The sequence below is a fragment of the Allobosea sp. Root483D1 genome (genome assembly GCF_001429505.1).
Lineage (GTDB): Bacteria > Pseudomonadota > Alphaproteobacteria > Rhizobiales > Beijerinckiaceae > Allobosea.
Window position 1 is genome coordinate 166,603 of the sequence record NZ_LMJW01000018.1, and the last position, 22,885, is coordinate 189,487.

Below are 22,885 nucleotides of genomic sequence, written 5' to 3' on the forward strand. Positions count from 1 at the left end.
CGATCGCGCCTGCGGTCGTTCTTCTCGGTTTGGGATTCATGACGGATATCGTTTGCATCGGCGAACCGCTCGGCGAGTTCAACGCGACGCGCGGCGAAGCCGGCGCCTATCGCTTCGGCCTTGGTGGTGACACCTCCAATTGTGCGATCGCGGCGGCGCGGCAGGGCGCGAAGGTCGCCTATGTCGGCGCGCTCGGCGATGACGAGCCGGGCCGCTCCTTCCGGACGGCGTGGGCTGAGGAGGGCGTCGACGACAGGCATGTCTCGACCCACCCGTCGGCGCCGACGGGGCTCTATTTCGTCTCCCACGGCCCTCAGGGCCATGTCTTCTCCTATCTGCGCGCCGGTTCGGCCGCGAGCCTCTATGGCCCGTCACAGCTGCCGAAGGATGTCATCGCCTCCGCCAAAGTGATCCAGGCGTCCGGCATCAGCCAGGCGATTTCGGCGAGCGCCTGCGATGCGGTGTTCGAGGCCTTCGCGTTAGCCCGCGAGAGCGGCGTGCTCACCGCCTACGACACCAATCTCCGGCTCAAGCTCTGGCCACTGACGCGGGCACGGGCGATCGTCCATGCCGCCTGCGAGATGGCCGACATCGTCCTGCCGGGCGACGGCGACGCCAAGCTGCTGACCGGGCTGGAGCAGCCGGACGCGATCGTCGACTTCTATCTCAAGCTTGGCGCCAAGGTCGTGGCGCTGACGCTTGGCCATGAGGGCTCGCTGGTGGCGACGCCGGACCGGCGCCAGCGCTTCGTGCCGATCAAGGTCGATGCGATCGACGCGACCGGCGCCGGCGACTGCTATGACGGCGCCTTCCTCGCCGAATATATCCGCACGGGCGACGCCTTCACCGCCGGCGCCTATGCCAATGTCGCGGCGGCGTTGTCGACGCAGGGCTATGGCGCGGTGGCGCCGCTGCCGCGTCGGGCGCAGGTCGAGGCGCGGATCGCGCAAGAAGCGGCGAGCCGGGCATGAGCGTTCCTGTCCTGATGGAAGCGGGCGCGCTGCTCGCCCGCTATGATGTGCTGATCAGCGATGTCTGGGGTGTCGTCCATGACGGCGTGCTGGCGCTCGATCCGGCCTGCGAGGCCTTGATGCGCTATCGCGAGGGCGGTGGCACCGTGGTGCTGCTCTCGAACGCCCCGGGGCCTTCGGAACAGATCGCTGGCGTGCTCGACGGCAAGCGCGTGCCGCGCGCTGCCTGGGACCGGCTGGTGACTTCCGGCGATGTTACGCGCGCGCTGATCGCCGAGACGCATCTGCGCAAGGCCTATCATATCGGCTGGCATGACGACCGCGCGGTGTTCGAGGGCTTTGACGTCGAACTCGTCGGCGAGGACGAGGCCGAGTTCGTCGTCGCGACGGAACTCAACGACTATCGCCGAGAGCAGCCGGAGCAGTACCGGCCGCTGCTGTCGCGCTTCGCCGCACGCGGGTTGCCCTTCATCTGCGGCAATCCCGACCTCGTCGTCCATGTCGGCCATGATCTCCTGCCCTGCGCCGGAGCGCTGGCGACGATCTACGAGGAGCTCGGCGGCCACGTCGCCTGGGCCGGCAAGCCCCACCGGCCGGCCTATGATCTTGCGCTTGCCGCCGCCCGCGAGGCGCGGGGCGGACGCGATGTCGATCCGGCCCGTGTGCTCGTCATCGGCGATGCGGTGCGCACCGATCTCGCCGGCGCCAGGATGATGGGCTTCGACAGCCTGTTCATCGCCGGCGGCATCCATCGCGACGAGACGATCCGCGATGGCGCGGTCGTGCCCGACGGGCTCGCCCGGGTGCTGGCGGCGCATAGGCCGCTGCCGGTCGCGGCGATGGCGGCGCTGGGCTGATCAGACCGGTGGCGGGTTCGTCTTGCGGATCCGCTCGCCGATCGCATGATAGAGCCCGTCGAGCGGGCGGAAGACGAAGCGGACCGTCGAGCGGCCGGGCGGCACCCTGACGGCGCGGAAAATGACGTTGGCGCGCAGCAGCTCGGCCGGCTTGCCGTCGACCTCGACCTGCCACCAGGGCTGCCAGACATCGTTCAGCACAAGGAAGCCGCCGCGCGGCGCATCGGCCTCGAGCAGCACCTCGGTCGTGCCGTAATTGCGGATGCGGACGCTTCCCGCCTGCGCCGGGCCGGTCGGCAGAGGTGGCGGCGGCCTGTCGAGCAGGACGGTGCGGCGCGGGTCGAAGCCCGCGGGCCATTGCCCACTCTTCAGGATGGCGCCGAAATCGGCAGCTTGCGCTTCGGTGACGAGGAGCACGCGCGGCAGGGCACGCGGGTTCTCGTAGACATAGGCCTCCTTCGTCCGCGCGATCTGGACGAGATCGCCGGGCTTCAATCGCTTGTCGATCTCCTCGACCGGGACGCCGGTTGCGATGAAGCGCAGGCCGAGCATGTCGGCGAGCAGCGATCGGTAGGACGGCATCAGCGCCGAGAACGTGCGCTGGTCGGGCAGGGCGACATGGTCGCCGGCGCCGGTCGCCTGGCTGTAGAGGCCGAGCCGGAGCGGGTTGTAGCCGAGCGTGTTGTCGAGGCCGTGGACGAGGCTGGCATTGGGCCAGTGGAAATCTATGCCGGCGAGCTCGATGCGGTCGCGCCGGTCGGGGCCGGCGGTGCGGGCTGTTTCCCGCTTCAGCAGCGCGATGGTCTCGTTGCCGCTGTCGGCGCGCAGCACCTCGTACATCCCAGCCGGCAATGCGGTCGACTCGCTCGGGCCGTTATTGACCCCGAGGTCGACGACCATGGCGGTGGCGAGGATGATGGTCGCGGCCATGCCGGTGCCCTGCAAGGCGAGACCGCGCGCTGCGACCAGCGCCCCCGCCACCAGCGTCAGGCAGAGCACGGCCGTGACCAGCGGCACGAAGGCGACATGGAGCCGGCCGATGGTCCAGGCCAGCCAGATCGCGGCGGCGAACCCCGCCAGCAGCAGCAGGATTTCGAGCGCGATCTGCCAGCGGCGCGGGCGCGGCGCGGTATCGGTCAGGACGAGATGGGTGAGATAGCCGCCGAGGATCGACAGCAGCGCGCCGAGGATGAAGAACGCGTCGGCTGGGCGGCGATAGAAGTCGATGCCGGGCAGATGGAAGAGCAGGGCAAAGCCCGGCGTATAGCGGCCGAGCGCAAAGACCAGGACGAGCAGCGCAGCTACGCTCAGGGCGATGATCTCGCGCCGGAGCAGGGCGCCGCGGACGATTCCGACACCGACGACGAGCAGGATCGGCAGCAGGCCGAGATAGAGCTCGCCCATATTGCGGGCGAGATAGAGGTCGAGTGGGCCGAAGCGTTTCTCCCAGGCCGGGCTGGGCGGGCCCCAGAAGTTCTCCAGCGGCCCCGACGCGCCATAGAGATTGGCGATCAGCCCGGTCAGCAGCGAGCCCGGATGCAGCGAGCCCTTGCCGGCTCCGGCGAGATCGATGACCGGCCGGTTCGATTCTTCCGCAAGGACGGCGGTGAGCAGGATCGGAACCGTCGCGACCAGCGTGGCACCGAGCACACCAAGCAGCAGCGGCATGATGCTCGCGCGCAGCGCCGCTAGCGGCTTGTCGGCCATGGCGATGGCGGCGAGCACCAGCCCGGCGAGGACATAGACGCCGAGCAGCGCGACCTGGTCGCGCCCCAGCACCATGAAGCCGGCGGCGATCCCGGCCGCGAAACCGTAGCGCCAGGAGCCGCGCTCCAACGCGCGGGAGAGCAGCAGCAACGTCACCGCGAAATAGGCAAGGCTCAGCACCTGCCCGACATGCTGGATGCGCCAAGCGGCGGCGGCGCCGAAGGCGAAGGAGAGGGCGCAGACGACGGCGCCGGCCGGATGCCAGCCGCGGTCGCGGAAGAGCAGGACGAGGCAGAGCGCGCCGACGAGCAACGAGCCGAGCAGGGCGCCGTCGCTCCAGCGGAAGTCCGGCGTCGGGTTGAGCAGGGCGATGAGGAAGAAGGGCGGTGAGAAGATCAGCGATTGCGGGTCGGCGACCTGCGGCGATCCCGCGAAGACGAAGGGCGTCCAGAACGGCGAGAGGCCCTTGTGCAGCGCGCTGGCGAGGAACTGCAGCTGCGGGTGGAAATGCGCCTTGGCGTCCCAGGGGATGGTCAGCGCGCCGGAAAGCCAGGGCCAGGACAGAGCGAGCCAGCCGGCGCAGACCAGCAGCATCACCCTGGCGGTCGGCCAGGGCGCAGGCGTCGGCGTGATGTCTGGGCGGTCCCGGTCTGGCATCGAAGCATCGGACATGGGGACTTCCTGCCCCAGGTCCGGAGCCCGATCAATCCTTCGGCGCGGCGCGCGCCATCAATGCGTCCATGTCGATGAAATGGCCGGCGCGATCGCGCTTGGAGGCGAGATAGCGGACATTGTGGATGTTGGGGCGGCCGAGCACGCGCTGCGTCGCGGCGACTTCGAGGCCGGCAGCCTTGATCGCCCCGATCTTCAGCGGGTTGTTGGTCAGCGCCGTGACGCTGGAGACGCCGAGCTGCTTCAGCATGGCGGCGGCGAAGTCGAAATGACGCTGGTCGAGATCGAAGCCGAGCACCTCGTCGGCGTCGTAGGTGTCCCAGCCCTGGCTCTGCAGCTTGTAGGCGCGCATCTTGTTGGAGATGCCGTTGCCGCGGCCTTCCTGGTCGAGATAGAGCAGGATGCCGCCCTCGTTCTCGGCCATCCACTGCACGGTCTCGCGCAGCTGATCGCCGCAATCGCATTTCAGCGAGCCGAACAGGTCGCCGGTCAGGCAGGCCGAGTGCAACCGCACCGGCACTGCCGTCGAGAGATCCGGCTTGCCGACGATGATCGCGACCTGGTCACGCAGACCCTCGCCACCACGGAAGACGACGAATTCGGTGTCAGGCGCGCCCTCCAACGGAACCGGCGCGCGGCCGACGATGGCAAGGCGCGCGACCTGGGCGGCCCGATAGCCGTTGACGGCTTCGATGGTGACCTCGATCAGCGGCTCGCCGGCGACTTGCGCCGCCGAGACCGGGACGAGGATCACTGCCGGCAGCACCAGCGAAAGACGCGCCAGTTCAAGCGCGGCGTTGTCGAGGGTACCTGCCGGACCGACGGGAGCGTCGACGCGGGCATCGAGCTTCAAGGCCAGCGTCTCGACGCGGGCGAGGTCGATCGCGGGCATGGCGAGGATGCCGGTCTCTGCGCGCCCCTTGGCGCCGAGGCGGCGCAGGCGCGCAGCGCTGAGAACGAGGCGAGCATTACCGGCGGACAGGGAGTCGAGGCGGGCAGCGAGATCGGCCTCCGCCAGCTCGGCCGACAAGGCCAGCGCCAGTTCCTCGCCCTGGCGCAGCAGCACGGGGCGGGCGGCGCGGAACTCGGCGAGAGCGCGGTCGACGGTGACCAGATCGGTTTCACCCGGCCGGCCGAAAAGCTTACGCGACTGAAGCATCGGAAGGTCCGTCAGATTGCGCCCGGGGGCGCGGAGGAATTTGAACTTGTTACGCGCGTCTCGCTCGGACGGATGCACCCGGCGCGATACGGCGCTTCTACAACGTTTCCGCTTCTGCGTGGTTCCAAGTTCTACGACACCGCAATCGGACTGATCGGCGACCAATTGCAGACTGGGCTATAAAAGCGCGAGATTGAACACCAGATGAATAGTCCCGGCAGGGGCAGAATATGGCGATCGGGAGCGTCGAAGGGAAATGACGCAGCGACATGACGAGGTGACGACCGGCGCGGGGCGCGCCATCTACAGCCCCGTGGCGCGCGCACTGCACTGGATCACGGCCGCGGCGGTGTTCGTGATGGTGCCGGTCGGGCTCGCCATGACCTATCGCGGCAACACGCTCGACATCTGGGATGGGGTGACCGACGCACTCTATTCCTCGCACAAGCTGACTGGCTTCCTACTCCTCTGGCTCGGCGTCGGCCGGCTGATCTACCGGCTGGTGCATGGCGCGCCGCCCGACGAGCCGACGCTGGAATGGTGGCAGAAGGCCGGCTCGCACATCGTGCACTGGGCGCTTTACGGCTTGCTGCTGATCGTGCCGCTGCTCGGCTGGGTCGGGATCTCGCTGTTCCCGTCGCTGACGATCTTCAACCTGTTCGACCTGCCGGCGCTGGCCGCGCCCGATGAAGAGGCTGCCAAGCGCGTGCTCTTCGTCCATGGCTGGCTCGCCATCCTGCTAGCGCTTTTGGCCTGCGGGCACATCGGCGCTGCGCTGTTCCATTATTTGGTCGGCAGGGATGGTGTGCTGCGCCGGATGCTGCCCGGGCTGAAATAGGCTTCACCATTCGGTGGGCGGCGCCGTCCCCCCGACGATCTCCGCCAGCCGGCGCCTTGTGCCCGGCGTCGTCTTCTCCGGCAGGGCCGAGAGCGGGAAGAAGCGCGCCTCGGCAATCTCGCGATCGGGCTGCTTCGGCCCGCTCTGCGTGAAGGTGCGCACGATGAAGACGGCGACATGGTCACGGTCGGAGACATGGCGATTGAGGAAGACGCCGTGGAGCACGGCCGGCCCGGTCAGCGCGATGTTGGCCTCCTCGCGCAATTCCTTGGCGAGTGCATCGACAAGCGTCTCGCTGGGCTCGACGCCGCCGCCGGGCATGTGCCAGCCGGGGGTGTAGGTGTGGCGCACCAGTAGGATATCGCCAGCCTCGCTCAGAACGGCGGCGCGCACGCCCAGGGTCATGCCGCGGCGCAGGCGGAAATAGAGGTGCAGGGCCCGCCCGGCCAGCCGCCGCAGCGAACGCGGCACCCGTTCGATCCCCGATGCGCCGGAGCGCGGGCCTGATCCGTCCTCACTGCTCACGATTTGGGCAGATCCTGATGCCGGGCTAATTGTCTATGCAATAGACGCATAACAGAACTCTGTTTGCCCTCTCGATATAACACAAACGCGCCTTAAATAGGGATCACAACGCTCACGCAGTCACCGCTGGGGAATTATCATGCTTCTCGCCTTCATCACCGCCCGTCTGAACGCCAAGCCCCGCTTCGTCTGGAAGCCAGCTGTCACCCTGACCGATCCGCGCATCGTCTCGGAGCTGATGGGCTCGGCCAACTGAGCCTTTCAGGCTGCGTCATCTTCGCCCGCCGCCGCCGTCGCGCTTGACGGGGCGCGGGCGTTGAAGGCAAGCGCTTGAGCGTGTTCACGCTCGCGCATCTCTCCGACCCGCATCTCGGGCCGCTGACCAAATTCTCGCTACGCGAGCTGATCGGCAAGCGCGCGACCGGATATGTCAACTGGCGCCGCAAGCGCCGCCATGCCCATGACATGGAAATCCTTGGGCTGATCGTCGCCGACATCCTGGCGCAGAAGCCCGACCATATCGCCTGCACCGGCGATGTCTCCCATATCGGCCTGCCGACCGAGTTCAAGACGGCGCTCTCCTTTCTCGACACGCTCGGCCCGCGCGACGCCGTCAGCTTCGTGCCCGGCAATCACGATTGCTATGCGCGCTCATCACTGTCGGCGCTGGCGCGCGAGCTGGCGCCCTGGTGCGCCAGCGACGGCGGCGAGGCGGGCTATCCCTGGTATCGCAAGCGCGGCTCTGTCGCGCTGATCGGGATGAATACCGGCATCCCGACCATGCCGCTGATGGCGACCGGTCGCGTCGGTTCAGCGCAGATCGCCGAAACTGAAAAGCTGCTGGCGCGGGCCAAGGCCGACGGGCTGATCCGCGTCGTGCTGATCCACCACCCGCCTTATGTCGGCGGTGCGCGGCGCACACGTGAGCTGGTCGACGCCGATGCCTTCGAGGCGATGCTGCGCCGGGCGGGGGCCGACCTCGTCCTGCACGGTCACAATCATCGCTTCTCGCTGGCCTGGCGGCCGGGGCTCGACCATGACGTACCGATCGTCGGCGTGCCCTCAGCCTCGATCGGCCTGCGCGGCGGCCATGGCGAGCTCGCCTGCTGGCATCTCCTGCGCATCGAGGGGCCACCGACGGCCCCTCGCATCAGCCTGGAGCGCCGTGCCTTCGATCTCGACGGCACGGTCAAGCTGCTGCAGCTGATACCGCTCACGGGCGGCGGGATGGTCTGACGCGTAGCGTCAGACGCAGCGGCCGCCGTCGACCGCCAGCACCGAGCCGGTCACCATTTCGGATTCATCCGAGCACAGGAACAACGCCGCATTGGCGATGTCCTGCGGCGTCGAGAAACGGCCCCAGGGGATGGTCGCGGTGAAGGCCTTGCGCTTCTCCGGCGTGTCTTCACCCATGAAGGTCGCGAGCAGCGGCGTCTCGCCGGCGACCGGGGCGATGGCGTTGACGCGGATCCGGTCGGGTGCGAGCTCCACCGCCATCGACTTCGAGAGCAGGTTCGCGGCGCCCTTGGAGCCATTGTACCAGGTCAGGCCCGGGCGGGGGCGGACGCCGGCGGTCGAGCCGATATTGAGGATGACGCCGCCGCCATGCTCGCGGAAATGTGGCACCGTCGCCTTGGCCATCAGGTAGATCGACTTGACGTTGACGTCGAAGACGCGGTCGAACTCGGCCTCGCTGACATCGAGCATCGGCTGGTTGCGATGGCTGATGCCGGCATTGTTGACGACGATGTCGAGGCGGCCGAAGCGCGCGATCACCTTCGCCACGGCGCTGTCGACGCTCTTGCCCTTGCCGACGTCGCAGGCGACCGCGAAGGCTTTGCGGCCGATCGCCTTCGCCGCTTCCTTCGCCTTGTCGCCGTTGATGTCGAGTACGGCGACGCGGGCGCCCTCGCGCACGAAGGTCTCGGCGATGCCGAAGCCGAACCCTTGCGCCGCGCCGGTGATCAGCGCGGTCTTGCCCTTAAGTCTCATGGTGTTCCCTCGGAAAGCGTTTTGCCTGGCGACTTTGGGCCGATTTCACAGGCGGGATAAATACGCTTTCGCGATTGGCCGGATAGCGGAATTGTATGGGCGGCAGCGTCATTCTCGGGCGGAGCGAAGCGCAGACCCGAGAATCTCAGGACGGGAAGGCGCCGACCAAAACCTCTTCCGGTCCGAGATGTTCGGGTCAAGCCCGAGCATGACGGCTGGGCTAAGCTTCGATCTCCTCGCGCAGCATCTCAAGCTCGAGCCAGCGCTCCTCGGTCTGCGCGATCTCGCGCGTGACCTCGTCGAGCCTTGCCGTCGCCTTGGCGAAGAGCTTGGGATCGCGCGTGTAGAGATCGCCGGCCAGCGCCGCATTGAGCTTGCCGGCTTCGGCCTGCAGTTTTTCCACCTGCTGCGGCAGGGTCTTCAGCGCGTGCTGTTCGTTGAAGGAGAGCTTGCGCCTGGAGCTGGCCGCGCCGGCCGCCGAGGCGGCCTTCGGCGCTTCTGCCGCCACCTTCACCGGAATGGCCCGCGCCTTGGCGCCGACGCCGCGACCGCGCTGGGCCAGCATGTCGGAATAGCCGCCGGCGAACTCGGTCCAGACGCCATCGCCATCCGAGATCAGGGTCGAGGAGACGACCCGGTCGAGGAAGTCGCGATCATGGCTGACGAGCAGGACGGTGCCGGCATAGTCGGCGAGCAGCTCCTGCAACAGGTCGAGCGTCTCGATGTCGAGATCGTTGGTCGGTTCGTCCAGCACCAGCAGGTTCGACGGCTTGGCGAGGGCGCGGGCCAGCATCAGCCGGCCACGTTCGCCGCCGGAGAGGGCGCCGACGGCGGTGCCGCGCTGGATCGGCTGGAACAGGAAGTCCTTCATGTAGCTGATGACATGGCGTGGCGTGCCGCCGACCATGACCTGGTCGGAGCCGCCGCCTGTGAGCGCATCGCCGAGCGGCGTCGCCGGATCGAGGCTCTCACGGCGCTGGTCGAGCGTCACCATTTCGAGGGTGGCGCCGAGCTTGACCTTGCCTGAGTCGGGCTTGAGCGCGCCGGTCAACAGGTTGATCAGCGTCGTCTTGCCGGCGCCGTTGGGACCGACGATGCCGATGCAGTCGCCGCGGGCGACGCGCAGCGAGAAGTCCTTGACCACCGGCCGGCCGTCATAGGCCTTGGCGATGTCGACGGCCTCGATCACCAGCTTGCCCGAGGCCTGCGCCTCGCTCGCTTCGAGCCGGACCGAGCCGACGGCCTGGCGGGCGGTGCGGCGCTGCTCGCGCAGGCCGTGCAGTTCGCCGAGCCGGCGCTGGTTGCGGGTGCGGCGGGCACTGACGCCATAGCGCAGCCAGTCCTCCTCGCGGGCGATCTTGCGGTCGAGCTTGTGGCGGTCGAGTTCCTCCTGCGCCAGGACCTCGTCGCGCCAGGCCTCGAACTCGCCAAAGCCGCGCTCGACACGGCGGGTCACGCCGCGGTCGAGCCAGATCGTGGCGCGCGAGAGCGAGCTGAGGAAGCGGCGGTCATGGCTGATCAGCACCATGGCCGAGCGCAGCGATTTCAGCTCCTGCTCGAGCCATTCGATCACCGGCAGGTCGAGATGGTTGGTCGGCTCGTCGAGCAGCAGGATATCGGGCTCGGGCGCGAGCACGCGGGCGAGTGCGGTGCGGCGCGATTCGCCGCCGGACATGGTGGCGGGGTCTTCCTCGCCGGTCAGGCCCAGTTCCTCGATCAGGTATTGCGCGCGATAGGCGTCGTCGCCGGGTCCGAGCCCGGCCTCGACATAGGACAGCGAGGTCTTGTAGCCGGAGAAATCGGGCTCCTGCGGCAGATAGCGGATGGTCGCGCCCGGCTGGACGAAGCGCTCGGCGCTGTCGGGCTCGACGATGCCTGCCACGATCTTGAGCAAAGTCGATTTGCCGGAGCCGTTGCGGCCGACCAGGCAGACCCGCTCGCCGGCGGATACTGCGATCTCAGCGCCTTCCAGCAAGGGTTGGCCGCCGAAGGTGAGCGCGACGTCGCGAAGGTGGAGCAAAGGAGCCATGGCGCGGGGGATAGACTGCGGCGGCGCGCCTGTCACCCTTCCGGGTCTTGCGACGCGGTTCAGCATGATCCACTATGAGATACGATTTGTATCTCATATGAGATTAAGTCCATGAGACAGCCGACCCTGCGCAAGCCAAGACCCGCCTGCATTGGGGATAATGGCGGCCCGCCCTTGGAAGAGAAGAAGCGCAAGCCGGCGGCTGAGAAGGGTGAGATCGGCCATTCTTTCGACTGGCGCTTCGCCCATCGCAAGGCCTGGAGGAAGCCGCGCGAGATCGCGCTCAGGCGGCAGGAACGGGCCGAGGCGCTCGGCTTGACCTATGAGGAATATACGCTCGAAGTGCTGGAGCGCGGCTATTTCCCGCAGGTCGAGCATGTCGAGACGATCGTCGCCAACCGGCCCCAGCGTCGGCGCGACGGTGGCGTGGTCGGGCAGTCGCTGAAGGGGATGCGGCTGAAGAAGTAGAGGGCGTCATTCCCGGACGGAGCAAAGCGCAGATCCGAGAATCTCAGGACCAGCTAGCTGGTTTCCGTCATGGTCGGGTCAAGCCCGACCATGACGGGGTGCTAAGCCCGCAGCGCCCGCCGCAGCACCCTGGTCATCGGCCGCTCGAACCAGTGGTAGACCGCCAGCGCCGCGAGCACCGCGGCCACTAGCGCCAGGACGATAAAGAGGCCGGTTGCACTTGGAGCGAGCCGGGCGAAGACCTCGCGCAGCGCCCGCATGGCGAAAGGGTGGACGAGGTAGAGCGCATAGGAGGCATCGCCCAGAACCGCCAGCGAACGTACCAGCGCCGATGGAGCGGTGACGTTGCGCCCGCAGGCCGCAGCGGTGACGAGGAGGAGCGCGGCGGGCCCGCGCAGGGCGACGGCGCCCCAGGAGGTCTGGGCCCAGCCGTCGCCGGAGGCGATCACGAAGAGGGCAATGCCGACAGTCGCCATCAGCCAGCGCAGGCGGCCGTCGAGCCTGAGGCCGTTCTGGCGCAGCAGGCCGACCGCCATGCCGGCGGCGAATTCGAGCACGATCGGCTGGCCCCAGAAGCCGAAGGGCAGGGGCAGCGGCCCGGCGAGGGCCTGCGCTCCGACCAGCCCGGCGAGAGCGACGCAGACAAGCGGCACGACCAGTCGTCCGGGCGCCAGCAGGGCTGCGCCGAACAGGGCGTAGAACAGCATCTCGTAGTTCAGCGTCCAGCCGAGCGAGTAGACCGGCTGGAGCTCGCCCGCCGCGTTTGACATCGGCCAGAACAGATAGGAGGCGGCGATCTGCTGGAGGCTCGGCGCGCCGGAATTGAGCAGCGCGGGCGAGGCGAGCAGCACGGCGAGGAAGAGCGTGGTCGCAGCCCAGTAGAGCGGCACGATCCGCGCGATGCGCCGGGCGATGAATAGCCGTGCCCCGCCTTGCCGGTCGAACAGCCCGGCCGAGGAATGCACCATGATGAAGCCGGAGATGACGAAGAACAGGTCGACGCCGGCGGTCCAGGGCAGGGCATGCGAGGGCGTGAAGCTGGTGCCGGCCCTTGCCGCGAGGAAGCCGGCATCGGCCTGGACGTGATGGACCGCGACCATCAGCGCCGCAAGCGCGCGCAGGACCTGGATGCCGTAGAGCTGGGGCAAGGCGGGGATCGTCTGTGAACGGGGGCAGGTTGAGCGCTGGAGCGCTCAGGCAAACCACAAGCGCGCGGGATCGTCGAGGCCGAAGCGGCCGGGGGTAGCGGCGATCGCTGCCAGGCCCTGTTCGGCGGGATCATCGGCGGTGATGACGTCGAGCGAAAAGCGGGCGGCGAGATCCTCGACCGGCGGCTTGCCGGCGAAGACAGCGTGGATCGTCGCCTTATCGGCGAGCGGCAGGATGCGCGGCGCGATGCCGCCGGCGAGATAGACGCCGCCGGTCGCCTTGAAGCCGAGCGCGAGATCGCCGGCGACGCGGGCCAGCAGCCGCCAGAAGCAGACCACCGCCATCAGTGCCGCGGGATTGCCGTCGAGCGCCAGCGCGGAGACGTCGGCGGCGCTGACATCCGGTTCGGCGACGTCCGATTGGCGCATCACCGCGCGATGGAAGCGGATGAGGCCGCTGCCGCTGAGCAGTTCCTCGACGGTGACGCGCGGCAAGCCCTCGGCCAGCGCCGGCCAGAGCTTCACCTCGGTCGGGTCCTCCGGTCCGATGCCGATATGGCCGGATTCGGTCGGCACCAGCATGCCGGTGTCACCGCGTCGCAAAAGGGCAGCGGCACCGAAGCCGGTGCCGGGGCCGAGCACGAGGCGCGGACCTTCAGGTTCCGGCTGACCATGGACGAGATTGACCAGGTCACGGTCCCTGAGCACCGCGAGCGAGGCGGCGAGCGCCTCGAAATCGTTGACCAGCAGCCCCTGCTCGAAACCGAGCGCGCGGCCGAGTGCCGGGCCGTCGAAATGCCAGCTGGCATTGGTGAGCTGCGCCTTGCGGCCATCGAGCGGGCCGGCGACGGCGAGGATGGCCGAGCGCGGCTTCACCGTCAGTGTCGACAGCACCGAGCCGAGCGCCGCCTCGGGCGACGGATGCGCGCCGGTGCTGATCCGGGCCAGCGGTTCATGCAGGGCGCCGGGCGTCGGCACCAGCGAAAGCCGGCAATTGGTGCCGCCGATATCGGCGACGAGGACCGGATGGGGGAACCTTGAGCCGCTCACGCGTGCTTCTTCCAGGGCAAGAACCAGCCGAGGCCTTCGAGCGTGCCGGCACGCGGACGATACTCGCAGCCGACGAAGCCGGGATAGCCGAGCGAATCGAGCTGGGCGAAGAGAGCCGGATAATCGGGCCGGGTGCCGTCGGGCTCGCGCCGTCCCTCGGCATTGGCGATCTGGACATGGCCGATCAGCGGATAGAGCGCCTCCAGGCGCGCGCCGACGTCGCCGTGGATCAGCTCGCAATGATACATGTCGAACTGCAGCTTGACGTTCGGCCGGCCGGATTCGCGGACGTACGTCGCCGCCTGGTCGAAATCGTTGAGGAAATAGCCCGGCATGTCCTTGCCGTTGATCGGCTCGAGCAAGAGGTCGACGCCATGCTCGCCGAGCTTGTCGGCGGCATAGGCGAGCGAGGCGCGATAAGCCTTCTGCGCCGCCGGATCGTTGGGGTCGGTGAGGCCGGCCATCATGTGCACGCGCTTGACGCCGGTCTCGTGGACATAGGCCAGCGCCGTCTCGACGCCTGTGCGGAACTCCTCTTCGCGGCCGGGCAGCGCCGCCATGCCGCGCTCGCCCTTGGCCCAGTCGCCGGGTGGCAGGTTGAACAGCGCCTGCTCAAGCTCGCCGCCGGCGAGCGCCAGGCCGACCTTCTCCGGCGGATGTTCATAGGGGAACAGGAACTCCACCGCCTCGAAGCCGGCCTCGGAGGCCGCCTTGAAACGGTCGAGGAAATCCCACTCGTTGAACATCATCGAGAGATTGGCGGCAAAACGCGGCATGAAAGGTCTCGTCAGTCAGATTGCGGGCGCAAGCTAGCCCGTTCGGGCCGGCACGTCATCGGTAACCTGCAGGATGTGGGACAGTTCCGCTTGATCAGCCGCCGAGCAGGCGGGGGAGCGACGAGGCCAGCAGCGCGATGCCCGACAGGGTCAGCAGGCTGAGCACGATGCGGTGGAAGGCCTGCTCGCTGATACCGATATAGAGCCGGCCACCGAGCAGCGAGGGGATCAGCATCGCCGGCGCGACGATGGCGAAGGCCGGCCACATCTCGCGCGTGACGTTTCCTGCCAGCACATAGCCGAGCATGGTCACGGCGAGCATGGTCAGGTTGAAGTTCTGGACGATGGAGCGCTGCGCGTCCTTGTCCATCCGGCGCAATGAGCACCACAGCGTCGGCAGCACGCCGGAGAAACCGCCGAAGCCGCCCATGATGCCGCCGCCGAGGCCGATCGCGCCGTCCGCCAGGCGCCCGCCGCTGCGGATCGGCGGCAGATGCGGCGCGAACAGCATGATCGGGCACCACACCGCCAGCAGGATGCCGAGCCCGGCCTTGAACACGTTGGGCTCAATCAACGGCAGGAGCAGGACGCCGACCGGGATGCCGGCGAGGCCGCCGAGCAGGAAAGGCCAGAGCCGGGCGAAGTCGAAGCCGCGGCGTACGGTCAGTGCCGCGATGGTCTGGCCGGTCAGGCCGCCGAATACCGCCATGACGGCGGCGAGCTTCGGGTCGAGCGTCCAGGCCCAGACCGACATGGCGACAAGGCTGAAGGCGAAGCCGGACAGCCCCTGCACGAAGCCGGCGAGAGCGGCGCCGAGAGCCAGGGTCAGGATTGTGGAGGTATCCATGGATCGGGCTTCCGAGCCTGCTGACCTGTTTGGCCGTGCGTTACCATCGTCGTCAACGCGAGAGTCGTCCCGGGCGGAGCGAAGCGTAGACCCGGGACCCATTCCGGAACGGTTCAGGAATGGATCCCGGATCGGCGCCGCTATCGCGGCTTGTCCGGGACGACCAGTCGGAGATTGGTGATGGGTTACTTCTTCGCTTCCGGCTTGGCCGGCGGATTCGGGTCCTTCGAGAAGCTGCGGAAGACCATGTCGGGCGAGGAGGTGTTGTGACGCGAATGGGTGGCGCGGCCCATCCAGACATCGGTCGCCTTGCCGCCGGTGAAGGGCATCAGCGCCTCCTCGCGCCAGCCCTTGGCGCCGGGTTCGCGGATGGCGATGCGGGCGACGTCGTTGTTGAACTCGGTGACGTACATCGAGCGCAGCGCGGCGAAGGCCTTGCCGCCGGCGACCGGCTTATCGAGCACGGCGTCGAGCACCATGCGGTTCTCATCGACGCTGTCGAGCTTCAGCGTGCCCGAGCTGCCATCCTTGAAAGCGAGATTGAAGGAGAGCGTCTTTGGATCGAAGGCGATCTCCTTGATATTCACCACCGGCCGGGCGCCGTCCTGCTCAACCGGGCCGAACAGGAAGGAGGAGCCGTAGGCCGCGGCCGAAAGTTGCTGCGGCGGCAGCGGGCGGACACGCCAGTAGCCATCCTGCGGATAGACGACCAGCACCTCGTAGGAGCCGGTCTTGCCGAGCTTCCAGAGCTGGACGAGATGCAGGCCCTTCTCGACGCGGTCGCCGACCCGGAAGGTCGTCTCGGCCGGGCGCCAGAAGCTCTCGAAGGTGTAGCCGACGAGCCAGTACTCGATGCTCTCGTAGAAGGTGATGCGCTGCGGCGGCACCGGCGCCTTGAAGACGGGATCGCCGGTCATGTCGCAATCGGTCCAGTCGGCGTCCCAGTTGTCGCGCAGCAGGCCGGCGATATAGGCCGGATGCGCGGCCTCGATGCGGAAGCGACGGACCTCCGGCGAGATCGCCTTGATGGTGACGTTGTCCTTCTCGGCGCAGGCGACCTGCTCCGACTCGTTCTTGACCTCGACGGCGACGTCGCCGGCGGCATGGGCTGCCATGGCGGAGGCAAGGAGAGCAAATGGAACCAGGAAGGTGCGCAGCCGCGCGGACAGGGTCGTCATCATCGGATCAGCCTTGCAAAAGGGCGTAGACATCGCCTGAGTTCGCATCATGTGGCAGTTCGCGGATATAGCCGGCCATCGCCGCGGCGGGAACAGCTTCGGCGAAGGCGAGCGTCTGGCTCTCGCCCAGTGCGACATTGAAGCGGTAGGGGCCGAGCGCCGCGAGCCTGGCGAGACAGGCTTGCGCGACATCGCGCTGGATCGTGGTGAACTCGAAGGAGAGGGCGGGCGGCGTCTGGCTGAGCCCGGCGAGCACATGTGCCTCGAAGCCCTCGACATCGATCTTGACGAAGGCGGGCAGGCCGTATTCGCCGATCAGTGCATCGAGCGTGGTGCAAGGCACGGTGAGCTCGCGATCCCAGATCTGCTCGCCCCAGCCTTCCTGGCCGTGAGCCGCATCGACGAACTCGGCCGAGAGGGTCGAGACGGTCGGGTTGGCGCTGTTGATCCGGAGCGTTGCCGTGCCCTCGCTGTCGCCGCAGGCGGCCTCGACCAGCGTCACCTTGGGATCGCGGCCGTGGATAAGGCGCAGCGCCCTTGCCGGGCCGGGCTGAGGTTCGAGCGCAACGACGCGGGCCCCTAACCGGCGGAAGGAGGAGATGCGGTCGCCGACATGGGCGCCAATGTCGAAGGCGAGGTCGCCCGGCCGCAGGAAGCGCGCATAGAGCGAGTCCATGGCGACCTTGCGGACATGGTCGCCATGGTAGACGCGCAGCGAGCGCGCCAGGCTCTTTGCGGTGCCCTGGGGGTACGCGACCGGCTTCATCGGGTGTCGCCGCCCTGGATCGCGACGATCTCGGCCGGCGGGTCGAAATCCTCGGGGATGCCGCAGAGACCCGAGCGGACGAACAGGGCGCCCAGCGCCGGCGCTGCGGTCAGCATCGCGAAGGGGATGGCGAGGAGATAGCCGGCAGTCAGCGGCAGCGACCAGACCAGCACGGCCGGCGACAGTACGGCGAGCGTGCCGAAGATGTAGATTCCAAACAGCAGATGCGGCCAGAGGCCGGCGAAGGCGGTGGCGAAGGAGAGGGCATGGGCATCGCGGGCCTGGCCGTTCCAGCCGATCTTCGCCTTGCCGAAGGCGAGGCCGATCATGAACAGCGTGGTCCGGAAGGTCGAGACCGCGCCCTGCAGGAAGGCGAAGACGACCTCGATCAGCGAGGAGACGACGAAGCGCAAGGTGCCGCCATAGCGCTTCGTGCCATCCTTGGTCAGCAGGATGTCGGCGAAGCCGGCGAGCTTGGGCGACAGGTACATCGCGAAGAACAGCACATAGAGGAAGGCGGCGAAGCCGGCGGGGTAATCGGCGATTGCGCGATCCTCCAGCACCTTCAACGGCAGGAGCGCGATCATCAGCGTCCAGGCCGGGAGGCCGATGAACATCAGGATCGCCCAGGCGAGCTGGAAGCGGCTCATCGCCTTGAGGTCGGGAATGTCCATGATCTTCAGATACTGCAGATTGCCGAGGCACCAGCGCAGGTCGCGCCGGGCGAATTCGAGCATGGTCGGCGGGTTCTCCTCCCAGCTGCCCGCCTCGACCGGGAGCACGCGGACCTCGTAGCCGGCGCGGCGCATCAGGGTCGCCTCGACCTGGTCGTGGCTCATGATGGGACCGCCGAGCGGCGGCCCGCCCGGCACGGTCGGCAGATGGCAATGGTCGCGGAAGGGCGCGATCCGCACCATGGCGTTGTGGCCCCAGAACGGACCGCAATCGCCGATCCACCAGGCCGAGCCCATGGTGTAGGGCCGCATGCCGTGGCGCATGCCGAACTGGAAGATGCGGGCGAAGGCCGATTTGCTCGGCATGCCGACGACGAGGCTCTGCAGGATGCCGAGCTTCGGATAGGCCTGCATCATCCGGGCGAGGGCGAGGATGGCTCGCCCCGACATCACGGAGTCGGCGTCGAGCGGCAGCATCAGCTCATAGCGATCGCCCCAGCGCTCGCAGAAATCGCGGACATTGCCGGCCTTGTAGCCGGCATTGTCGCTGCGGCGGCGATAGACGACGGTGCAGTCCTCGCCCGCATCGCGGGAGAGCTCGGCCGCAAGCGCTTCCTCGCGAGCCGCGACCTCCGAGTCATTTGTGTCGGAGAGCACGAAATAATCGAACCAGCCGCCCTCGCCGGTGGCGTTGACACTTTCCTTGACGATACGCAGCCGCGCGAAGGCGCGGGCCGGGTCCTCGTTGCGCAGCGTCATCAGCACGGCGGTGCGGATTGTGAGCGGCGTCTTTGCCTCGCCGGCGGCTGCGAAGGGCGCGACCTGATCGAGTCCGTCCTCCGTGCCGTGCAGGAGCCAGAGCCCGATCACGGCGTTCCAGAAGCCGAGCACGGTCCAGGGTGCGCCGAACAGGAAGGCGATGAAGATCGCGATATCGGCAAGGCTCCAGCCGCCGGCCGAGAGCACGCGCGCCAGGCCGTAAAGCAGGCCCGCGAGGGTTACGAGATTCAGGGCCGCGACGAGCCAGCGCCGCGCCAGCAAGGTGGAGAAGGACTGCAGCCCCGCCGGCGTCAGCCTGGTGTCCTCTTGCGCCGCCGCCTGGAACGTGGTCGGAGCGGGACGCTGGTTCATGGCGGTTTCCGTCATGGGCTCATCAGGCTGGCGGGGAACGGCGCGGAGGGCGATGCGTGGTAAAGCCGGCAATTGCAAACGAAGCAAGCGGAGAGACGCAGGCGACCGCGCTCTGGTATGCCGCCGCGCGTGAATGCGTCCTGAACACGGAAGAGCTGCCGCTGCCCGGGCCGGGCGAGTGCCTTGTGCGCACGCTCTGGAGCGGCATCAGCCGCGGCACCGAGCGGCTGGTCTTCGAGGGCCGGGTTCCCGAGAGCGAATATGAGCGCATGCGAGCCCCCCTCCAGCAGGGCGCGTTCCCGTTTCCGGTGAAATACGGCTACTGCGCCGTCGGCATGGTGGATGCGGGCCCGGCCGAGCTGCTCGGCAGGACTGTGTTCTGCCTGCATCCGCATCAGGACCACTTCGTCGTGCCGACGGACCGCGTGGCCATGGTGCCGGAAGGCCTTCCGGCCAGGCGTGCCGTGCTCGCCGCGAACATGGAAACCGCGCTCAATGCGCATTGGGATGCCGGCTCCGGCCCGGCCGACCGGATCGTCGTGGTCGGCGGCGGCGTGCTCGGCCTGCTCGTTGCGTATATCGCGGCAAGGCTGCCGGGCGCCGAGGTGACGCTGGTCGATCTCGACGAGAGCCGAGCCGGGCTTGCGGAGGCGCTGGGCTGCCGGTTCGCGCTGCCGACGCACTGCCCGCAGGATGCCGACCTTGTCTTCCATGCCAGCGCCAGCGCTGCCGGTCTCGCCACGGCGATCGGCGCAGCCGGGTTCGAAGCACGGATCGTCGAGTTGAGCTGGTATGGCGAGGGCAGCGTAGCGGCGCCGCTCGGTGGCGCCTTCCATGCCCGGCGCCTGCAACTCGTCTCCTCGCAGGTCGGGCAGGTCTCGCCGTCGCGGCGGGCGCGCTTCGATTATGCGCGACGGGCCAATGCGGCGCTGGCGCTGCTGGCTGACGCGCGGCTCGATGCGCTGATCACGGACGAGATCGCGTTCAGGGATGCGCCTGCGCGATTGCCCGCGCTGTTCGCCGGCGCAGGGCTGACGGCGGTCCTGCGCTATTGATCTTTTCCCGGGTCATCCCGGACAAGCGGCAAAGCCGCGCCGATCCGGGATCCATTCCGGAGCCTTCCCGATTGGGGTTCCGGAATGGGTCCCGGGTCTCCCTTCGGTCGCCCGGGACGACACGCGTCGTGGAGGGTAGGCAGAAGCGCGGCAGGGGCTTAAGCAAGCTGCGCTGAAGGAGACCGCCCATGTTTTCCGTCGAAGTCCGCGATCGCATCATGATCGGCCATTCGCTGCCTGATCCGTTCTTCGGCCCGGCGCAGGCGATGCACGGCGCGACCTTCGTCGTCGACGTCGCCTTCTTCCGTGAGAATCTCACCCGTCAGAACGTCGTGGTCGATATCGGCGCGGCGCTCTCCGTGCTGAACCAGACGCTGAAGCCGCTGAACTACCAGAATCTGGATGCCCTGCCGCAGTTCGCGGGCGTGCTGACCACCACCGAATTCCTCTGCAAATACATCTTCGACGCGATGGCGGCCGCGGCGCGCTCCGGCAAGCTCGGGGCGGACGCCGCCGATCTCGCCAAGATCCGTGTGACGCTGCACGAGACCGACCTGGCCAGGGCAAGCTATGAGGGCGCGCTCGCGTGAGCGAGATCGTCTTCGCCATTCCCGGCGACCTCTCGCTGCCGACCGGCGGCTATGCTTACGACCGGCGGCTCCTGGCGGAATGGCACGAGATGGGCGTCGCGGCGCGCCATCTGCCGCTCCCGGGTGGTTTCCCGACACCGAACGAGGTCGATCTCGCCGAAACCGGCCGGGCGATCCTGTCGCAGCCCTATGACAGCGTGCTGCTGATCGACGGCCTCGCCTATGGCGCCTTCCCTGAGAGCATCGCGGCCGGGCTGGCCGGGCGCGTCGTCGCGCTGGTACATCATCCGCTCGGATTGGAAACGGGCCTGCCGCCGGTGCAGGCGGCGGAGTTCGTCAGGCGCGAGACGGCGGCCTTGCGTTATGCGGCTGCTGTCATCGCCTCCAGCGAGACGACCAAGCGCCTGCTCGTCGCCGATTTCGCCGTGCCGGCGGAACGCATCACGGTTGCCGAGCCGGGTGTCGACCCGGCGGAGCGGGCAACCGGTTCCGGAGGCAGCGAGAGCGTCGAATTGCTCGCCGTCGGCTCGCTCGTGCCGCGCAAGGGCTATGACGTTCTGATCGCGGCGCTGGCGGGGCTGGCTGACAAGCCATGGCGCCTGACCATCGTCGGCGCTGATGATCGCGCACCTGCGACCACAGCTGCTTTGAAGACCCAGATTGCCGCCGCCGGGCTGTCCGAGCGGATCAGGCTCACGGGTGCGCTTCGGCAGGGCGAACTCGACGCGGCCTATGTCAGGGCCGATCTCTTCGTCATGCCGTCGTTGTTCGAGGGCTACGGCATGGTGCTGACCGAGGCGCTGGCGCGCGGCCTGCCGATCCTGTGCACCACGGGCGGAGCCGCTGCCGAGACGGCTCCCGACGAGGCTGCATTGAAGGTCCCGCCGGGCGATGTCGCGGCACTGCGTGCCGGGCTGGCACGGTTGTTGGATGATCGGGACGAGCGTCGGCGCCGCGCCGACGCGGCCTGGCATGCAGCCGGCGCATTGCCGCGCTGGCGGCGGACTGCGACGATCGTCGCTGAAGTTTGTGCGAAGGTATCCCCATGAGCGGCTTTTCTCCCGACTGGCTGGCTTTGCGCGAACCGGCCGACCATGCCGCGCGCAATCCGCAGGTGCTCGCTGCAGTCGGCTCGACCTTTGCCGGACGGCAATCGCTTTCGGTCGTCGATCTCGGATGTGGTGCCGGCTCGAACCTGCGTGGCAGCTACAGCGCGCTGCCCGTGCGCCAGCACTGGACGCTCGTCGATGCCGATTCGCGCCTCTTGTCCGTCGCCCGGCGCAAGCTCACCGAATGGGCCGACGAGGCGCAGGAGCAGGGCGAGGAGATCGTCTTGCACAAGGACGACAAGACGCTGACGGTCGATTTCCGCCAGGCCGACCTGACCAAGGAGCTCGAATGGGTGCTCGGCTGGCAGCCGGATCTGGTCACGGCCGCGGCGCTGTTCGATCTCGCCTCGGCACGCTGGCTCGAACGTTTCGTCGCCTCGCTCGTCAGCATGCGGCTGCCGCTCTACACCGTGCTGACCTATGACGGGCGCGAGAGCTGGGAGCCGACACACCCGGAAGACCAGCGCATGCTCACGGCCTTCCATCATCACCAGCGCACGGACAAGGGCTTCGGCCCGGCGGCCGGCCCCGATGCCACCGAGGCGCTGGCCCAAGCCTTCCGCAAGGCAGGCACGGCGGTCACGGTCGGTGAAAGCCCGTGGCAGCTCGAAGCGAGCCAGCCCGACCTGATCCGCGAGCTAGCGGCGGGTATCGCTGCCGCCGTTGGCGAGACCGGGCATGTCGCATCGGAGGCGATCGCCGCCTGGCTGGAGGCCAAGCGCGGCGCGGTCTCGGTACGCATCGGCCATCAGGACCTGTGGGCACGGCCGGTGTGAGGCCATTGCCAATCATGCCGAATTCGGCCATGCCGCGAACCCGACCATGACCTCGCTTCCCCTCACCATTCGCCAGGAACTGCCGGGCGACGCAGCGGCGATCGAACGCCTGCACGAGCGCGCCTTCGGACCGGGCCGCTTCGCGCGGACGGCTTTTCGTCTACGTGAGGGCGCGCCGCCCGATCCGGCACTCTCCTTCGCCAGCCATGTCGGCACCTTTCTGGTCGGCGCGGTCCGGGTGACGCCCATCCTCGCCGGTGGCGCGCCGGCGTTGATGCTCGGCCCGCTGACCGTCGATCCAGCCTTCGACGGGCGGGGCATCGGGGCGGCGCTGATGAACGCGGCGATCGAGGCGGCGCGCGAGCACGGCCATGATCTGATCCTGCTGGTGGGGGATGCGCCCTATTACGCCCGCTTCGGCTTCAAGCCGGTGAAGCCGGGCCAGCTCGTGCTGCCCGGCCCGGCCGATCCGGGGCGGTTCCTGGCGCTGGAGCTGAAGGACGGCGTGCTGGCACAGCGCAGCGGCGCGGTGGCGGCGCTGCGCTGATCAAGGCGTCATTCTCGGGC

At 68.2% G+C, this 22,885-nt stretch carries 22 protein-coding genes; 10 read left to right on the forward strand and 12 right to left on the reverse strand.

The features are described 5' to 3' along the window. Positions 1 to 38: 38 nt before the first annotated feature. Both ASE66_RS16080 and ASE66_RS16085 read left to right on the forward strand, forming a co-directional pair. Positions 39 to 971: a sugar kinase gene (locus tag ASE66_RS16080; RefSeq protein ID WP_057190710.1), complete on the forward strand. Its 933-nt coding sequence runs from the start codon at positions 39 to 41 to the stop codon at positions 969 to 971. Continuing rightward, entirely contained in the window at positions 968 to 1,828 is an 861-nt protein-coding gene (locus ASE66_RS16085; protein ID WP_057190711.1) for a TIGR01459 family HAD-type hydrolase, read from the forward strand. The genes ASE66_RS16080 and ASE66_RS16085 overlap by 4 nt, the downstream gene beginning before the upstream one ends. On the opposite strand, the gene ASE66_RS16090 is transcribed toward ASE66_RS16085, so the two are convergent. Both ASE66_RS16090 and ribA read right to left on the reverse strand, forming a co-directional pair. Next, entirely contained in the window at positions 1,829 to 4,207 is a 2,379-nt protein-coding gene (locus ASE66_RS16090) for a glycosyltransferase family 39 protein (protein ID WP_244494945.1), read from the reverse strand. A 31-nt stretch (positions 4,208 to 4,238) separates the two neighbouring features. After that, positions 4,239 to 5,366, reverse strand: coding sequence for a GTP cyclohydrolase II RibA (ribA, locus tag ASE66_RS16095; protein WP_057191094.1), 1,128 nt, complete (start codon positions 5,364 to 5,366; stop codon positions 4,239 to 4,241). A 256-nt stretch (positions 5,367 to 5,622) separates the two neighbouring features. Between ribA and ASE66_RS16100 the strand changes: the two genes are divergently transcribed. After that, positions 5,623 to 6,204, forward strand: a complete 582-nt coding sequence (locus ASE66_RS16100; protein WP_057190712.1) for a cytochrome b — start codon at positions 5,623 to 5,625, stop codon at positions 6,202 to 6,204. Positions 6,205 to 6,207: 3 nt separating this feature from the next. On the opposite strand, the gene ASE66_RS16105 is transcribed toward ASE66_RS16100, so the two are convergent. Then, entirely contained in the window at positions 6,208 to 6,675 is a 468-nt protein-coding gene (locus ASE66_RS16105) for an NUDIX domain-containing protein (RefSeq protein WP_244494947.1), read from the reverse strand. A gap of 390 nt (positions 6,676 to 7,065) precedes the next feature. Between ASE66_RS16105 and ASE66_RS16110 the strand changes: the two genes are divergently transcribed. Then, entirely contained in the window at positions 7,066 to 7,965 is a 900-nt protein-coding gene (locus tag ASE66_RS16110; protein ID WP_057191096.1) for a metallophosphoesterase family protein, read from the forward strand. Positions 7,966 to 7,974: 9 nt separating this feature from the next. Here the strand turns inward: ASE66_RS16110 and ASE66_RS16115 are convergent, their stop codons facing one another. Both ASE66_RS16115 and ASE66_RS16120 read right to left on the reverse strand, forming a co-directional pair. Further along, complete coding sequence (locus ASE66_RS16115) at positions 7,975 to 8,721, reverse strand: glucose 1-dehydrogenase (RefSeq protein WP_057190713.1); 747 nt, start codon at positions 8,719 to 8,721, stop codon at positions 7,975 to 7,977. Between the two features lie 220 nt (positions 8,722 to 8,941). Continuing rightward, entirely contained in the window at positions 8,942 to 10,750 is a 1,809-nt protein-coding gene (locus ASE66_RS16120) for an ABC-F family ATP-binding cassette domain-containing protein (protein WP_057190714.1), read from the reverse strand. Positions 10,751 to 10,861: 111 nt separating this feature from the next. Between ASE66_RS16120 and ASE66_RS16125 the strand changes: the two genes are divergently transcribed. Continuing rightward, on the forward strand, positions 10,862 to 11,218 hold the full coding sequence (locus ASE66_RS16125) for a hypothetical protein (protein ID WP_057190715.1): 357 nt from the start codon (positions 10,862 to 10,864) through the stop codon (positions 11,216 to 11,218). 101 nt (positions 11,219 to 11,319) lie between these two features. Here ASE66_RS16125 and ASE66_RS16130 read toward each other — a convergent pair whose 3' ends face one another. The 7 genes from ASE66_RS16130 to mdoH all read right to left on the reverse strand — a co-directional run bounded on the left by ASE66_RS16130 (position 11,320) and on the right by mdoH (position 18,788). Beyond that, positions 11,320 to 12,366, reverse strand: coding sequence for an acyltransferase family protein (locus ASE66_RS16130; protein WP_057190716.1), 1,047 nt, complete (start codon positions 12,364 to 12,366; stop codon positions 11,320 to 11,322). A gap of 45 nt (positions 12,367 to 12,411) precedes the next feature. Next, positions 12,412 to 13,416 (reverse strand): glucokinase, encoded by a 1,005-nt coding sequence (locus ASE66_RS16135; protein WP_057190717.1) that lies wholly within the window; start codon positions 13,414 to 13,416, stop codon positions 12,412 to 12,414. Next, entirely contained in the window at positions 13,413 to 14,192 is a 780-nt protein-coding gene (gene otnI / locus ASE66_RS16140) for a 2-oxo-tetronate isomerase (RefSeq protein WP_057190718.1), read from the reverse strand. Before otnI ends, ASE66_RS16135 begins: the two co-directional genes overlap by 4 nt. A 94-nt stretch (positions 14,193 to 14,286) precedes the next feature. Then, positions 14,287 to 15,039, reverse strand: a complete 753-nt coding sequence (locus ASE66_RS16145) for a sulfite exporter TauE/SafE family protein (RefSeq protein ID WP_057190719.1) — start codon at positions 15,037 to 15,039, stop codon at positions 14,287 to 14,289. A 185-nt stretch (positions 15,040 to 15,224) separates the two neighbouring features. Next, positions 15,225 to 16,217, reverse strand: coding sequence for a hypothetical protein (locus tag ASE66_RS16150; protein ID WP_244494948.1), 993 nt, complete (start codon positions 16,215 to 16,217; stop codon positions 15,225 to 15,227). A 7-nt stretch (positions 16,218 to 16,224) separates the two neighbouring features. Continuing rightward, entirely contained in the window at positions 16,225 to 16,983 is a 759-nt protein-coding gene (locus ASE66_RS16155; RefSeq protein WP_057190721.1) for an FkbM family methyltransferase, read from the reverse strand. Beyond that, a complete protein-coding gene (gene mdoH / locus ASE66_RS16160; RefSeq protein WP_082613503.1) occupies positions 16,980 to 18,788 on the reverse strand; it encodes a glucans biosynthesis glucosyltransferase MdoH in 1,809 nt (602 codons plus the stop codon). The genes ASE66_RS16155 and mdoH overlap by 4 nt, the downstream gene beginning before the upstream one ends. A 56-nt stretch (positions 18,789 to 18,844) precedes the next feature. Here mdoH and ASE66_RS16165 point away from each other — a divergent pair, with 56 nt between their 5' ends. The 5 genes from ASE66_RS16165 to ASE66_RS16185 all read left to right on the forward strand — a co-directional run bounded on the left by ASE66_RS16165 (position 18,845) and on the right by ASE66_RS16185 (position 22,865). Then, on the forward strand, positions 18,845 to 19,843 hold the full coding sequence (locus ASE66_RS16165) for a zinc-dependent alcohol dehydrogenase (protein ID WP_413814272.1): 999 nt from the start codon (positions 18,845 to 18,847) through the stop codon (positions 19,841 to 19,843). 188 nt (positions 19,844 to 20,031) lie between these two features. Then, the gene (locus ASE66_RS16170) at positions 20,032 to 20,433 is read left to right on the forward strand and encodes a 6-pyruvoyl trahydropterin synthase family protein (RefSeq protein WP_057190723.1); all 402 of its coding nucleotides are present in this window, start codon (positions 20,032 to 20,034) and stop codon (positions 20,431 to 20,433) included. After that, positions 20,430 to 21,482 (forward strand): glycosyltransferase family 4 protein, encoded by a 1,053-nt coding sequence (locus tag ASE66_RS16175; RefSeq protein ID WP_057190724.1) that lies wholly within the window; start codon positions 20,430 to 20,432, stop codon positions 21,480 to 21,482. Before ASE66_RS16170 ends, ASE66_RS16175 begins: the two co-directional genes overlap by 4 nt. Beyond that, a complete protein-coding gene (locus tag ASE66_RS16180) occupies positions 21,479 to 22,318 on the forward strand; it encodes a class I SAM-dependent methyltransferase (protein WP_057190725.1) in 840 nt (279 codons plus the stop codon). Before ASE66_RS16175 ends, ASE66_RS16180 begins: the two co-directional genes overlap by 4 nt. Before the next feature lie 46 nt (positions 22,319 to 22,364). Then, entirely contained in the window at positions 22,365 to 22,865 is a 501-nt protein-coding gene (locus ASE66_RS16185; RefSeq protein WP_057190726.1) for a GNAT family N-acetyltransferase, read from the forward strand. Positions 22,866 to 22,885 lie beyond the last annotated feature (20 nt).

Bases quoted from the DNA above. Each gene is read 5' to 3' on its own strand.
- otnI (WP_057190718.1), bottom strand. From the start codon at position 14,192: ATGCCGCGTTTTGCCGCCAATCTCTCGATGATGTTCAACGAGTGGGAT.
- ASE66_RS16185 (WP_057190726.1), top strand. From the start codon at position 22,365: ATGACCTCGCTTCCCCTCACCATTCGCCAGGAACTGCCGGGCGACGCA.
- ASE66_RS16180 (WP_057190725.1), top strand. From the start codon at position 21,479: ATGAGCGGCTTTTCTCCCGACTGGCTGGCTTTGCGCGAACCGGCCGAC.
- mdoH (WP_082613503.1), bottom strand. From the start codon at position 18,788: ATGAACCAGCGTCCCGCTCCGACCACGTTCCAGGCGGCGGCGCAAGAG.
- ASE66_RS16145 (WP_057190719.1), bottom strand. From the start codon at position 15,039: ATGGATACCTCCACAATCCTGACCCTGGCTCTCGGCGCCGCTCTCGCC.
- ASE66_RS16170 (WP_057190723.1), top strand. From the start codon at position 20,032: ATGTTTTCCGTCGAAGTCCGCGATCGCATCATGATCGGCCATTCGCTG.
- ASE66_RS16100 (WP_057190712.1), top strand. From the start codon at position 5,623: ATGACGCAGCGACATGACGAGGTGACGACCGGCGCGGGGCGCGCCATC.
- ribA (WP_057191094.1), bottom strand. From the start codon at position 5,366: ATGCTTCAGTCGCGTAAGCTTTTCGGCCGGCCGGGTGAAACCGATCTG.
- ASE66_RS16080 (WP_057190710.1), top strand. From the start codon at position 39: ATGACGGATATCGTTTGCATCGGCGAACCGCTCGGCGAGTTCAACGCG.
- ASE66_RS16125 (WP_057190715.1), top strand. From the start codon at position 10,862: ATGAGACAGCCGACCCTGCGCAAGCCAAGACCCGCCTGCATTGGGGAT.
- ASE66_RS16090 (WP_244494945.1), bottom strand. From the start codon at position 4,207: ATGTCCGATGCTTCGATGCCAGACCGGGACCGCCCAGACATCACGCCG.
- ASE66_RS16155 (WP_057190721.1), bottom strand. From the start codon at position 16,983: ATGAAGCCGGTCGCGTACCCCCAGGGCACCGCAAAGAGCCTGGCGCGC.
- ASE66_RS16085 (WP_057190711.1), top strand. From the start codon at position 968: ATGAGCGTTCCTGTCCTGATGGAAGCGGGCGCGCTGCTCGCCCGCTAT.
- ASE66_RS16120 (WP_057190714.1), bottom strand. From the start codon at position 10,750: ATGGCTCCTTTGCTCCACCTTCGCGACGTCGCGCTCACCTTCGGCGGC.
- ASE66_RS16115 (WP_057190713.1), bottom strand. From the start codon at position 8,721: ATGAGACTTAAGGGCAAGACCGCGCTGATCACCGGCGCGGCGCAAGGG.
- ASE66_RS16150 (WP_244494948.1), bottom strand. From the start codon at position 16,217: ATGACGACCCTGTCCGCGCGGCTGCGCACCTTCCTGGTTCCATTTGCT.